The 12,605-nt window shown below is 72.4% G+C and carries 13 protein-coding genes; 4 read left to right on the plus strand and 9 right to left on the minus strand.

All coding sequences use genetic code 11. From position 1 onward, the window contains the following. Positions 1 to 19: 19 nt before the first annotated feature. From ACFQSB_RS06795 to ACFQSB_RS06825, 7 genes are all read right to left on the minus strand, one after another. Entirely contained in the window at positions 20 to 1,648 is a 1,629-nt protein-coding gene (locus tag ACFQSB_RS06795) for a DUF2207 domain-containing protein (protein ID WP_380824972.1), read from the minus strand. 102 nt (positions 1,649 to 1,750) lie between these two features. Beyond that, the gene (locus tag ACFQSB_RS06800; RefSeq protein ID WP_354852305.1) at positions 1,751 to 2,092 is read right to left on the minus strand and encodes a DUF2516 family protein; all 342 of its coding nucleotides are present in this window, start codon (positions 2,090 to 2,092) and stop codon (positions 1,751 to 1,753) included. Between the two features lie 132 nt (positions 2,093 to 2,224). Next, positions 2,225 to 2,671 (minus strand): hypothetical protein, encoded by a 447-nt coding sequence (locus ACFQSB_RS06805; RefSeq protein WP_354852307.1) that lies wholly within the window; start codon positions 2,669 to 2,671, stop codon positions 2,225 to 2,227. A 3-nt stretch (positions 2,672 to 2,674) separates the two neighbouring features. Then, positions 2,675 to 3,157, minus strand: coding sequence for a helix-turn-helix domain-containing protein (locus ACFQSB_RS06810; RefSeq protein WP_354852309.1), 483 nt, complete (start codon positions 3,155 to 3,157; stop codon positions 2,675 to 2,677). Positions 3,158 to 3,226: 69 nt separating this feature from the next. Further along, positions 3,227 to 4,153, minus strand: coding sequence for a M56 family metallopeptidase (locus ACFQSB_RS06815; protein WP_354852311.1), 927 nt, complete (start codon positions 4,151 to 4,153; stop codon positions 3,227 to 3,229). Next, entirely contained in the window at positions 4,150 to 4,509 is a 360-nt protein-coding gene (locus ACFQSB_RS06820; protein WP_354852313.1) for a BlaI/MecI/CopY family transcriptional regulator, read from the minus strand. The genes ACFQSB_RS06815 and ACFQSB_RS06820 overlap by 4 nt, the downstream gene beginning before the upstream one ends. Before the next feature lie 71 nt (positions 4,510 to 4,580). Beyond that, complete coding sequence (locus tag ACFQSB_RS06825; protein ID WP_380824973.1) at positions 4,581 to 6,791, minus strand: transglycosylase domain-containing protein; 2,211 nt, start codon at positions 6,789 to 6,791, stop codon at positions 4,581 to 4,583. A gap of 142 nt (positions 6,792 to 6,933) precedes the next feature. Here ACFQSB_RS06825 and ACFQSB_RS06830 point away from each other — a divergent pair, with 142 nt between their 5' ends. Beyond that, a complete protein-coding gene (locus ACFQSB_RS06830; protein ID WP_380824974.1) occupies positions 6,934 to 7,452 on the plus strand; it encodes an O-acetyl-ADP-ribose deacetylase in 519 nt (172 codons plus the stop codon). Between the two features lie 85 nt (positions 7,453 to 7,537). On the opposite strand, the gene ACFQSB_RS06835 is transcribed toward ACFQSB_RS06830, so the two are convergent. After that, positions 7,538 to 8,380: a class I SAM-dependent methyltransferase gene (locus tag ACFQSB_RS06835; RefSeq protein WP_380824975.1), complete on the minus strand. Its 843-nt coding sequence runs from the start codon at positions 8,378 to 8,380 to the stop codon at positions 7,538 to 7,540. A gap of 330 nt (positions 8,381 to 8,710) precedes the next feature. Then, entirely contained in the window at positions 8,711 to 9,451 is a 741-nt protein-coding gene (locus ACFQSB_RS06840) for an SDR family NAD(P)-dependent oxidoreductase (RefSeq protein ID WP_354852321.1), read from the minus strand. A gap of 194 nt (positions 9,452 to 9,645) precedes the next feature. Here ACFQSB_RS06840 and mshA point away from each other — a divergent pair, with 194 nt between their 5' ends. From mshA to ACFQSB_RS06855, 3 genes are all read left to right on the plus strand, one after another. Beyond that, positions 9,646 to 10,935, plus strand: a complete 1,290-nt coding sequence (gene mshA / locus ACFQSB_RS06845; RefSeq protein ID WP_380824976.1) for a D-inositol-3-phosphate glycosyltransferase — start codon at positions 9,646 to 9,648, stop codon at positions 10,933 to 10,935. Positions 10,936 to 11,019: 84 nt separating this feature from the next. Then, positions 11,020 to 11,544 carry a type III secretion system chaperone family protein gene (locus tag ACFQSB_RS06850; protein ID WP_354852325.1) on the plus strand — a complete coding sequence of 175 codons (525 nt, stop codon included), beginning with the start codon at positions 11,020 to 11,022 and terminating at the stop codon, positions 11,542 to 11,544. Positions 11,545 to 11,703: 159 nt separating this feature from the next. Further along, complete coding sequence (locus ACFQSB_RS06855) at positions 11,704 to 12,453, plus strand: phosphoglyceromutase (protein ID WP_354852327.1); 750 nt, start codon at positions 11,704 to 11,706, stop codon at positions 12,451 to 12,453. Positions 12,454 to 12,605: the final 152 nt, after the last annotated feature.

The following is a 12,605-nucleotide window of genomic DNA, read 5'->3' on the forward strand; positions in this document are numbered from 1 at the left end:
GGCGCGCACCGGGAGGAGGTCAGATGGCGCGGCGGAACTGGCGGGAGGTGGAGATGGCGCCGGAGGTGGTCAGCGTGAACGTGCGCATGGAGTCGGCGAACTTCGACAGGTCCCACTCGGCCGGGCCGTGGTACCAGTACAGGTGGTCGGCCCGCGTGCCGTTGCCGTTCAGCGAGCCCACCACGCGCGCCCAGCGGTCGACGTTGTCGAAGACCACGGCGTAGGGCAGGTAGCGCGAGAACAGCTCGATGCGCTGGGCCGGGGGCACCTCGCCGATCTCACCGGAGGCGAGGTAGTCGCGAAAGCCCAGGGTGTGGGCCAGGGCGGAGGAGCCGCGCGCGGTCTTGGCCGGCATGTACTGCCCGCCCACCGACAGCGCCGCCCCGGCGATGATCAGGGCCAGGCCGATCAGGCCGTAGGTGGTGAACCAGGCCAGCAGCACCGTGGCCAGCACGCCGAGCACCGTGACCACCACCCCGACGGTGGTCCAGCGGGTGCGCACGGAGTCGGGCCGCCGGGCGAACCAGCCCTGGGCGACGACGTCGCGGTAGAGCGCGTCGCGCACCTTGCCGAGCCCGGCCGTGAACGAGCCGTGCAGCTCCGACAGCAGCACCGCGTCGCGGCCGTCGAAGATCGCCATGTGCAGTGCCCGCTCGTAGTCGAGCAGGTCGTCCATGGGCGCGCCCGCGACCTTGACCAGCCGCCAGTCGGGCGCGTCATAGGCGCCGCGGGGCTGCTCCTCGATGTGGACGTAGCCGCGGACGGCGAGGTCGACGATGGTGGCCGTCACGTCGATCACGTCGGCCTGCTCGTCGATCAGCGTGCCGACCTGCCCGGGACGGACGCCGTCGGGCGGGGAGAAGTGGCCGTCGCGCAGCGTGGTGACCGGGGCGCCGGCCTCGTGGTCGATGACGCGGGCGTCCCGGCCGCGGGTCCAGTAGAGCAGCGCGACGCCGCCGAGCAGCAGGACCAGCAGCCCGCCGAGCGCGCCGCCGGTGACCGGGTTGAGGGTGAAGGCGTTGGACAGTTCGAAGCGCCGCTCGAGGATCGGCCTGCCTCCGCTGGCGCCCGCGGGGAAGCCGGCCACCACGGTGAGCGCCTGGCCGGGGCCGAGCCCCTGCTGCTCGAACTCGGCGCGCGTGCCGCTCTCGTCCATGGAGGCGGCGGTGCAGCCGGTGGCCGCGGTGAGGTCGCCGGCGAAGCATGAGAGGGACTGCAGGGGGGCGGGGCCGCTCAGCCGGACCAGGGCCTGCTGGACGGGGGCCGACCAGCCGTTGACGGCGTACCAGCGCAGCTCCTCGCCGCCGCCGACCGGGGTGACGGCGCCGGCCACGTCGTACTCGATGGTGGCCGTGCCCTTGCCGCCGAGGGTGATGGTGTCGCCGGCGAGGGCGCCCTCGCCCTTGAAGCCGGTGACGCGGTAGACGCGGTCGTTGGCGTCGTCGTAGCGGGTGTGGGTGAGCAGCGTGCGCCGGACCTGGCCGGTGTAGGTGATCTGCTCCTTGACGTGCAGGACGCCGCCGGGCCGCAGCTCCACGGTGACGTCGGCCTTGCTCACGCCGTCCGCGGCCTCGGCGTGGGCGGCCGGGGCGGTCACGAGGAGGCCCAGCGCGGCCGCGAGCGCGCATCGACGAAGGAGATCCACCATGGGGCGTCAGCCTAGCGGTCGGCGCCGACAGCCGTTATGGGAACGCCCACGCCTGATCAACGGCCAACAAACCCGGACAACCTCGGTGGTCGGCCGGCGCGGTCACCAGGGGCCGTACGGGCCATTGTTGCCGCCGCGGCCGCCCCGGCCGATCTCGCCCACGGCCGGCTTGACGTCGGCCAGGTACACCCCGGAGGCGATGACCGAGATGATCGTGAAGAAGCTGATGGCCGTCAGCCCGGCGTACCCGACCACGGCGGCGAAGGTGAACAGGGTCGCCAGGCTCAGGAACAGCAGCCAGAGCTTCTTGCTCAGCTTGCCGGCGATGGCGAACGCGCGGGCGGGAGTGCGGATGGCGTGGAAGAGGGCCCACCCGCACATGCCGAAGGCCGCGATGGCGAGCACCCAGAAAATGAGATCCAGGAAACTGTGAATCTCGAACATCGCCTCTCCCAGGGGGTCATATGAACGGCCGGCTTCAGCCTAGCCCGGCCGGGGGCCTGGCGGACGCCGTCCCGTCCCGTGAACGCACCAAGCCCGCCCCGGAGTTCCGGGACGGGCGCGGAAGCGGGTGGCTCAGGCCTTGGTGCCGGAGCCGGTGGTGCGGGTGGTCCTGCGAGGGCCGGCCGGACGGGAGGCGATCGCCGGCTCGGCGGAGGTGGAGACCTCCTCCAGCTCCAGGGCGGCCTCGCCGGTCACCCGGCTGACGACCTTGCGGCCGCGGTCGGCGAACTGGTCGTAGAGCAGCACGGCCTTGGCGCTGATGGTGTCGGCGTACTCCTTGGCCTTCTCAGGGAAGTCCTTGGCGACGGCCTCGGCCTTGACCTGCACGTCGCTGGCGTACTTCTTGGCCATCGTGGGCAGGTCGCGCGCGACGGCGCCGACCTCGGACCGGCGCGACTGCAGGCGGTGGAGCTGCTCGGGCAGCTCACGGAGCTTCTCGACCGCGAAGTCGCCCGCGCCGGCGACGGCGTAGAACGGCTTGGACTCGGCGAGCTTCTTGACCTCGTCGTTGAGAGGCATGGGTCAACCTTCCTTGGATTCTGGTTGGATGCGGCCGTTCGGCGAGGAGGTCGCGGCCTCCTCCACGGGAACCGCGTCGACCTCTCGGGGTTCCGGCTCGGAGCGGGCGGTCTCGGCGGACTGCTCGGCTTCGGGCGGAGCCTCGGCTCGGTTCTCCTTGCGGAACGACTCGTAGATATCGGTCAGCACCTGGCGTTGCCGCTCGGTGAGAGTGCGGTCGACCCGGATGGCGGCCAGCACATCGCTGTCCGGCTCGCGTTCCTCGATGAGACCGGCCTGGACGTACAGCGCCTGCGAAGAGATGCGCAGGCCCTTGGCGATCTGGTTCAGGATCTCCGCGCTCGGCTTGCGCAGCCCGCGTTCGATCTGGCTCAGGTAGGGGTTGGACACCCCCGCCTGCGAGGCGAGCTGGCGCAGCGAGATCTTCGCCTGCGTCCGCTGATCGCGGATGTACTCACCGATCGAGCCGACCTTCGGTAGTTCCATGCCTCCAGTATGCGTCGCGCTGCTTGCAAATGCAAACACTATGGCGAACACCAGCAAGCGCGTCGGGGGTCAGCCGGGATACATCCAGAGCAGCGGAGCGGAGGCCGACAGCAGCACCGAGAACGTCACCAGGCTGTAGCGGACCCGCCGGGGAAGCGTGGCGCCCGGCTTGACCAGCCGGTTCACCCGGGCCATCACGTGGTCGCTGCCCGCGCCGAGGGCGCCGTCGGGGGCCGGCACCGCCCCGGCCGTGCCGAAACGCAGCAGCGCCGTCGCCAGGCGGCGCGGCGAGCAGTAGCGGCGGGCGCGGTCGTCGGCGGCCATCTCGACCAGCAGGGCGACCGAGGAGTGCGCGTTGCGCACCACGCCGAGCCACGGCAGGGCCCAGCTGAGCGCGGTGAACGGCAGCAGGACCAGGTCGTGCCGCTCGCGGACGTGGGCCGCCTCGTGGGCCAGCACGGCGGTGAGCTCGTCCTGGCTGAGCAGCGACAGCGTGCCCGCGCTGACGACGACCTCCGACCGCAGGCCCGGCAGGCAGTACGCGGCGGCGCCCGGGTGGTCGACGATGCGCACGCCCGGCACCCCCGGGTCGTCGTGGGCGATGAGGGCGAGCAGCACGCGGTGGCGCCGGCGGGCGCGCAGCGTCGTGGCGCCGGCGGCGAGCAGCACCACGACCAGCACGGCCAGCAGGCTCAGGCCCGCGGCGAGCGCGGCCAGGCGCGGCAGGTCCGCGGGGCGGAGCAGGCCGTGGCCCATGCCGAGGGAGATCGCCGAGTCGGCGAAGGTGTGCAGCCCGTACAGCACCCCCGCGCCGTACGGCTCCAGCGCGTAGGCCAGCAAAGCGCCGACGCTGGCCAGACCCCACGTCACGCCGAGCGACTGCCAGAGCAGGATGGCCGACCGGGGGGCCCGCCACGGCCACCGGGCGAACGTGAGCCGCCATGCCCCGAGCGCGCACGCCGTGGCGAGCGCGGCAAGGACGGCGGCTGCGATCACTCTTCCTCTTCCAGCTCCGTGAGTGCTCTGCGGAGGATGTCGGCCTCGGAGCCCGAGACCGTCTGGGCGAAGCGCGTGAGCGCCGCCGAGCGGTCACCGGTCATGTCGAGGGCTTCCAGCATAAGCTCCGCCACGTACGCGTCGCGGCCGGCCGCCGGAGCGTACCGCCAGGCGCGCCCGTCGCGGGTGCGGTTGAGGAAGCCCTTGCGGGTCAGCCGGTCGAGCACCGTCATCACGGTCGTCGGGGCGAGGTCGCGGTCGGCGATCAGACGGCCGACCTCCCTGGCGGTCAACGGGACGTCCTCCGCCCACAGAATGTCCATGATGCTGCGTTCAAGCTCGCCGAGACCCTTCACGCGGACAAGCCTACCCCGAGTAGTACTACGTCGCGTAGAGGGCCGGACGGTGAGCCTGGCCACCCACCGGGTCAGCGGCTTTCGGTCACGCCGGGGGTGACGACCACGGCGTCGCCCGGCGGGGTGTCCTCGTCCGGAGTGGGCCGGTCGGGCAGGCACTCGGCGCCGCAGCCGCCGAACCGGGCGGTGTCGAGCGGCGTGAACGGCGTCGGGTCCACGCCCTTCAGCGCGGCCAGGAAGGTGTCCTTCCAGATCGGGCCGGGGATGGTCGCCCCGAACACCGCGCCGAAGTACCGCCCGCCGATGGTGACCCCGTTCAGCTTGTGCGCGATCGCGCCCCGCGGGTCGCCGAGGCTGACCGCGGCGGCGAGGTCGGGGGTGAAGCCGGCGAACCAGGCGCTCGCCTGGTCGTCGTTGGTGCCGGTCTTGCCGGCGGCGTCGCGGCCGATGCCGCCCACGGCCCGCATCGTCCCCTTGGTCAGCACCCCGGACAGGATGTGCGCCGTGGCGTCGGCGATCGCGGGCTCCAGCGCCTGGCGGCACCGGGGGGAGTGGTCGGTGACCTTGCCGGCCTGGTCGGTGACCTGCGTGATCACCATGGGAGCGCAGTACTTCCCGTGGGCGGCGATCGCGGCGTAGGCGTTGGCGACGGTCACCGGGTCCATCTCGTTGATGCCGAGGGTGAAGGTCTCGAACTCCTTCAGCGGGGCCCCGTCGGCGCGCTTGATGCCCAGCGACTTGGCGGTCTGGACGGTGGGGCACAGGCCGACCCGGCGCTCCAGCTCCAGGAAGAAGGTGTTGACGGAGTTCCAGGTGCCGGTCTGCAGCGTCTTGAAGCCGCCGCCGCCCTCGTCGTTGGTGATGGTGTGCGTCGGGTCGCCGATGCGGCCACCGGCGCAGTTCTTGAAGTCGCCGTACCCCGCGGCGCGGAAGCCGCTGCCGACGGTGAAGCCGTCGTTGATCTTCATGCCCTGCTTCAGCGCCGTGATCAGCGTGAAGGTCTTGAAGGTCGAGCCCGCCTGGAGGCCCCCGATGCCGCCGTGCGCCGTGTCCGCCACGATGTTGTACGACATCTCGCCCTTGCGGGCCGAGGTGCCGTACGGCCGGCTGGCCGCCATCGCCTTGATCGCTCCGGTGCCGGGCTGGAGCAGGGCCTCGGAGGCGACCGGGCCGTCGGTGGCGTAGACGTGCTTCTCGATGGCCTTCTCGGCCGCGGCCTGCATGCGCGGGTCGAGAGTGGACTTGATCGTCAGGCCGCCGCGGTAGAGCAGCCGGGCGCGGTCCTCCTCGGTCTTGCCGAAGGCCGGGTTGCGCAGGAACTCCTCGCGCAGGTACACGCAGAAGTACGGGTAGGGGCTGGCCGTGCAGTTGCCGGGCAGCGGGGTGCCCTTGTAGCCGAGCTTCTTGGACTTGGCCTCGGCGGCCTGCGCCGGGGTGATCTTGCCGAGCTGGGCCATGCGGTCGAGCACGGTGTTGCGCCGTTCGAGCAGCCTCTGCCGGTTCTTCTTGCCGCCCTCGGGGTCGGTGGCGGTGGGCAGTTGCACCGCGCCGGCCAGCGTCGCCGCCTGCCACAGGTTGAGGTGGGAGGCGTGCACGCCGAAGAACCGCTTGGCCGCGGCCTCCACCCCGTTGGCGCCCGCCCCGAAGTAGGCGATGTTCAGGTACTTCTCGAGGATCTCGTCCTTGGTGTACTTCTGCTCGACGGCCATGGCGAACCGCAGTTCGTTCAGCTTGCGCGCGTAGCTGGCCTCCAGCGCCTTCTTCTTCTCCTTGTCGGTGACGGCCGCGTTGAGCAGCACCTGCTTGACGTACTGCTGGGTGATGCTCGAGCCGCCCTGGCTCACCCCGCCCGACTGCAGGTTGCGGGCAAGGGCGCGGGCCGTGCCCTCCAGGTCGATGGCGCCGTGCTGGTAGAAGCGGTAGTCCTCGATGGAGACGATCGCGGTCTTCATCACCTCGGCCACCGCGTCGAGCGACACGACCTCGCGGTAGACGTCCCAGAACTGGGCGATGGGCTTGCCCTTGGCGTCCAGGACGGTGGTCTTCTCCGCCAGCGGCGGCTCCACCAGGTCGGCCGGCTTGAGGTTCAGCTCGTCCGACGCCTGCACCACGGCCGCGCCCCCGCCGCCCACCACGGGCAGCGCCAGGCCCGCGACCAGCACCCCCGCGGCCACCGCGGCGGCGGCGAGGCGGGCGACGCCGGTCAGCGCGCGTCGCGCGGGCGTGCCCTCGTACCGCTCGCCGAGCTCGTGGTCCGGGCCCTGCTCCCCGAGGCTGAACATCAACCCTCCCCTATCGACAATAGGGTTTAACCTAAACCGTAGAGGAGACAATGATTGCCCGTCGGTCCGTCCGTCGCCGGTGAGGAGCCCTTTCGAGGCATCCCGGCTCCAGGACTTCGGCCCGATCACGAAAGGCGGGCGCATGGAGCTGACCCTCGTCCAGGGTGACATCACCGAGCAGAGCATGGACGCGATCGTCAACGCCGCGAACTCCTCGCTGCTCGGCGGGGGAGGGGTGGACGGCGCCATCCACCGGCGCGGCGGCCCCGACATCCTGCGCGAGTGCCGCGCGCTGCGCGCGTCCCGGTACGAGAAGGGCCTGCCGACGGGGCAGGCGGTGGCCACCACGGCGGGCAGGCTGCCGGCCCGGTGGGTGATCCACACGGTGGGGCCGGTGTACGCCAGGTCGCAGGACCGCTCCCACCTGCTCGCCTCCTGCTACGCCGAGTCCCTGCGCGTCGCCGACGAGCTGGAGGCCGAGACCGTCGCCTTCCCCGCCGTGTCGGCGGGCATCTACGGCTGGCCGATGGACGACGCCGCCCGCATCGCCCTGTCGACGGTGCTGCGGGCGTCGACCTCGGTGGTGGAGGCGCGGTTCGTGCTGTTCGGCGCCCCGGCGTACGCGGCGTTCGAGACGGCGCTCGCCGGCCTGCGCGCGTAGCACGCGGCGGCGCCCCCGAGCGGGCGCGCGCGTGCGTGGCTTCGGTGAGAACGCGCGGCCTCGGTGAGGACGCGCGGGCTCGGGGTCAGGCCGAGGGGCGGGCGTCCGGGGCCAGGGCCGTCCAGGGGAGGGTGACCTCGCCCAGTCGCCGGCGCCGCCTGCCGCCGAGCGGCGGTGTGGTCGCCACGGGCCAGGTCTCGGCCAGCCGTTCCACCGCGGCCGTCCACCGAGGGCGGGCGCCGTAGGCGCCGTACGGCGCCGCGAGGGCCCACGCGTGGTCGAAGTCGCGCAGGAAGGCGTGGACGCGCTCCCCGGGCACGTTGCGGTGGATGAGCGTCTTCGGCAGCCGCTCGGCCAGGTCGGAGGGGCGCTCGAAGCCCGCGAGCCGGGCCGAGAGCGTCACCGTCCGCGGCCCCCGCGCGTCCAGCGCCACCCACGCGGCCCGGTGGCCGATCTCCGAGCAGGTGCCCTCGATGATCACGCCATCGGCGGCCAGGCGTGAGCGCAGCAGGTCCCACGCCTGCCAGGCCTGCGCCTCGTCGTACTGCCTGAGCACGTTGAACGCCCGGACGATCAGAGGCCGCCGCTCGACGGGGAGCTCGAACCCGCCCCGGACGAAGCTCAGCCCCGGCCGCTCGAACGGTCTGGCCGCGGCGACGCGGGCCGGGTCGATCTCGATGCCCACCACCTGCACGTCGGGGCGGACGCGGCGCAGGCGGGTGAACAGCTCGGAGGTGGTGACGTGCGAGGCCCCGTACCCGAGGTCGACCACCAGCGGGCGGTCCGCGGAGACCAGCAGTCGGCCGTAGACGGCACAGGTCCAGCGGTCGGCGCGGCGCAGGCGGTTGTGTCCCGTGGTGCCCCGGGTGATCTCGCCGACCGGCCTGCCCGGCGCCGTTCCGCCGCCTCGCGGACGCCCGGCGTTCACAAGGCGCCCACCGGGCGCGGGAAGGCGGACGGGTGGCGCTCAGGACGGGGTGGCATGCCGTGGCCTGGGGGTGGAGGTGCGGAGAAGGCGGACGATACCGGAGCGATGCCGGGCCCGGAAACCATGGGAGCCGCGACGGGGGAACACCCGCGGGATGTAACCGACATTGTGGGCAAGGCAGGCAAGTAGGACGTGACGCTCAAGACAGGCACAATGGGGAACGCGAGGGCGTTGGATCGCGTCCATGGGAAGGCACGCCCCCGCATCCGGACATGTCCATGCATGGCAGGCAAGCACGCGGATGTCACCATGCTCAGCGGATCGTCACTTTCAGGAGACCCGGTGCACCTTGTGCTGCGCTGCCTGCGCGCGCGGACGGATGACCAGCCGGTCGACGTTCACGTGAGCGGGCCTGGTGACGCACCAGGCGATCGCGTCGGCCACGTCGTCGGCCGTCAACGGGTTCGGCACTCCCTGGTAAACCTGCTGGGCCCGCTCGGCGTCGCCGCGGAACCGGGTGAGCGCGAACTCCTCGGTCTGCACCATGCCGGGAGCGATCTCGACGACGCGCACCGGCTCGCCGCACAGCTCGAGCCTCAGCGTCTCGGTCATGGCGGTCTGGCCGTGCTTGGCCGCGGTGTACCCGCCGCCGCCCTCATAGGAGGTGAAGCCGGCCGTGGAGGTCAGCATCACCAGCACGCCGTCCCCCGACTCGACGAGTTTCGGCAGCAGGGCCTTGGTCACGCGCAGCGAGCCCAGCACGTTGACCTCGTACATCTGGCGCCAGTCGTCCACCAGCCCCTGCGCCACCGGCTCCAGGCCGACGGCTCCGCCGGCGTTGTTGACCAGCACGTCGCAGCGGTCCAGCGAGGCGGCCAGCTCGGCCACCGACTCCTCGGAGGTCACGTCCAGCGTCACCGGGCGGACGGCCGGCACCTCGGCGGCCAGCTTGTCCAGCCGGTCACGGCGCCGCGCGGCGGCCACGACGTCGTAGCCCTCCGCCGCCAGCCGGCGGGCGGTCGCCTCCCCGATGCCGCTGCTCGCCCCCGTCACCACAGCCGTTCTCGTCATATGCGGTCCTCATGGTCGGATTCGGTTTCTCCATACCCGGCGCCCCGGACGGGCTCGCGCTCGGTCCGGCGGTGTTCGCGCGCCGCCCGTCCGTCATCTTGCCAGCGCGAGCCGGGCAGGCCGCGCGCGGGACCGAGGCCGCCGGGAATCTCGCGAACTTTCCGACAGTTAGTAACCTTCTGGAGGTGGTATCGGTGCCGCGAGTGCCGGTCGCACGCCGGATCAACCGGGTCGCGACGATCAGCATGCACACGTCCCCGCTTGACCAGCCGGGCACCGGCGACGCGGGGGGCATGAACGTCTACATCGTCGAGGCCGCCAAACGGCTCGCGACCCTCGGGATCGAGGTCGAGATCTTCACGCGCCAGACGGCCCGCGACCTGCCTCCCGCCGTCGAGCTCGTGCCGGGCGTGACGGTGCGGCACGTGACCGCCGGGCCGTACGAGGAACTGGACAAGGGCGACCTTCCCGGCCAGCTCTGCGCCTTCCTGTCCGGAGTGCTGCGCACCGAGGCGATGTTCGAGCCCGGGCACTACGACGTCATCCACTCCCACTACTGGCTGTCCGGCCAGGTCGGCTGGCTGGCCAAGGAACGCTGGGGCGTGCCGCTCGTGCACACCATGCACACCATGGCCAAGGTCAAGAACCTGCTGCTGGCCAACGGCGACAAGCCCGAGCCGGTGGCCCGCGTGCTCGGCGAGGAGCAGGTCGTGGAGGTCGCCGACCGCCTGGTCGCCAACACCGCCGCCGAGGCCCGCGAGCTGATCGACCTGTACCACGCGCCGCAGGAGCGCGTCGCGGTGGTGAACCCCGGGGTCAACCTCCAGGTGTTCCGGCCCGCCTCCAAGGGCGCGGCGCGGCACCGGCTCGGGCTTCCGCAGGACGCCCACGTCATGCTCTTCGTCGGCCGCATCCAGCCGCTCAAGGCCCCCGACGTGCTGCTCAGGGCCGCCGCCCGGATGATCGCCGACGACCCGTCCCTGCGCGCGCGCCTGGTCGTCGCGTGCGTCGGCGGGCCGAGCGGCAACGGCCTGGCCCGCCCCTCCTACCTGACCGACCTGGCCGCAGAACTGGGCATCTCCGACGTCCTGCGGCTCGCGCCGCCCGCGGCGCAACCCGAGCTGGCCGACTGGTACCGCGCCGCCGACGTCACCGTCGTCCCCTCGCACAACGAGTCGTTCGGCCTGGTCGCGCTGGAGTCGCAGGCGTGCGGCACCCCCGTGGCCGCCGCCGCGGTGGGCGGCCTGCGCACGGCCGTCCGCGACGGCGTGTCCGGGCTGCTGGTCGACGGGCACGAGACGCACGCCTGGGCCAAGGCGCTGCGCGCGTTCGTCGAACGCCCGCTGTGGCGCGACGCGCTCGCCGCCGGGGCCACCGAGCACGCGGCGGCCTTCGGCTGGTCGGCCACCGCCACGCGCCTGCTGGAGGTGTACTCGGGCGCGATGGCCCGGTTGCGGCGCACGCCCGTCGGCGTGCACCTCTGAGCGCGGACGGGGCAGTACTGTCCTTGCGACAGTACGCGACCGGCGAGACCGGCGCCCGGCACGACGAACGCGGGAGTGTGCACGGTGACAGATCACGAGGCGGCCGTCGAGTCCGCGCTCAAGGCGGCCGAGGTGTCCTACGAGCGGCCTCAGCCGGGGGCGTTCCTGGTGCGCCTGCCCGGCCAGCACAAGCTGGCGACCATGACCTGGCTCACCGTCTCCGACCAGGCGCTGCACGTCGAGGCGTTCTTCTGCAGGCGCCCCGACGAGAACCACCTGGAGTTCTACCGCTGGCTGCTGGGCAAGAACGGCTCCATGTACGGGGTGCACTTCGCCCTGGACCAGGTCGGGGACGTCCACCTCGTCGGGCGGCTGCCGCTCGCGGCGGTGTCGGACCAGGAGATCGACCGCCTGCTGGGCTGCGTCCTCACCTACGCCGACGAGTGGTTCGACCGCGCGCTGGAGCTCGGGTTCGCCTCCTCCATCCGCCGCGAGTGGGACTGGCGGGTCAAGCGCGGCGAGTCCCTCGCCAACCTGCGCGCCTTCGAGGGCATCGTCGAGCGCGGCCGGCGGGAGAACCCCGAAGCCGGTGAGAACCCCGGGGGCTGACAGGAGCCTCGGCAGCATGCCGAGAACCCCGGGGCCGGTGAGAAGCCCGGGTGGCGCGTCCCGGGGCCGCCGCCGGGGCGGCCGCGCCCAGGTGAAGGGGGCCCCGCCCAGGGGGCGGCGCGGCGCCGGGTAAAGCGGGCACGGCCTAAGCTTGGGCGCATGGCTACTTTGGTGCTATTGCGGCATGGCGAGAGCGAGTGGAACGCGAAGGGCCTGTTCACAGGCTGGGTCGACGTGTCCCTCTCGCCGGTGGGCGAGGAAGAGGCGCGGCGCGGCGGCAGGCTGCTGGTCGAGGCGCAGGTGCGGCCCGACGTGGTGCACACCTCGGTGCTGACCCGTGCCATCCACACCGCCAACCTGGCGCTCGGCGCGGCCGACCTGCTCTGGCTACCGGTGACGCGCTCGTGGCGGCTCAACGAGCGCCACTACGGCGCGCTCCAGGGCAAGAACAAGGCGCAGACCCGTGAGGAGTTCGGCGACGAGCAGTTCATGCTCTGGCGCCGCTCCTACGACGTGCCGCCGCCGCCGATCGCCGACGACGACGAGTTCTCCCAGGCCGGCGACGCCCGGTACGGCGCGCTGCCCTCGGAGCTGCTGCCGCGCACCGAGTGCCTGAAGGACGTCGTCCAGCGCATGCTGCCCTACTGGTACGACAACATCGTCCCCGACCTCGCGGCGGGGCGCACCACCCTCGTCGTCGCCCACGGCAACTCCCTGCGCGCCCTGGTCAAGCACCTCGACGGCATCGGGGACGAGGAGATCGCCGGCCTGAACATCCCCACCGGCATCCCGCTGCGCTATGAGCTGGACGAGGACTTCCGGCCGGTCAAGCCCGGAGGGGAGTACCTCGACCCCGACGCGGCCAAGGCGGCCATCGAGGCCGTGGCCAACCAGGGCAAGGCCAAGTAGCGAGCCTCGGGACGGGCGCGGCCGTCCGTCCCCGATCATGACGAAGCCCCGGACCCAAGGGCCCGGGGCTTTCGCATGCGCCCTGTTCCCGCATGCGTTCTGATCTCATGGCGCGGCGACGATCAGGCGGGCCTGCGGCGCGGGTCGTCCGG

This window comes from Sphaerisporangium rhizosphaerae, from assembly GCF_042665155.1.
In the GTDB taxonomy this organism is placed as follows: Bacteria; Actinomycetota; Actinomycetes; order Streptosporangiales; family Streptosporangiaceae; genus Sphaerisporangium; species Sphaerisporangium rhizosphaerae.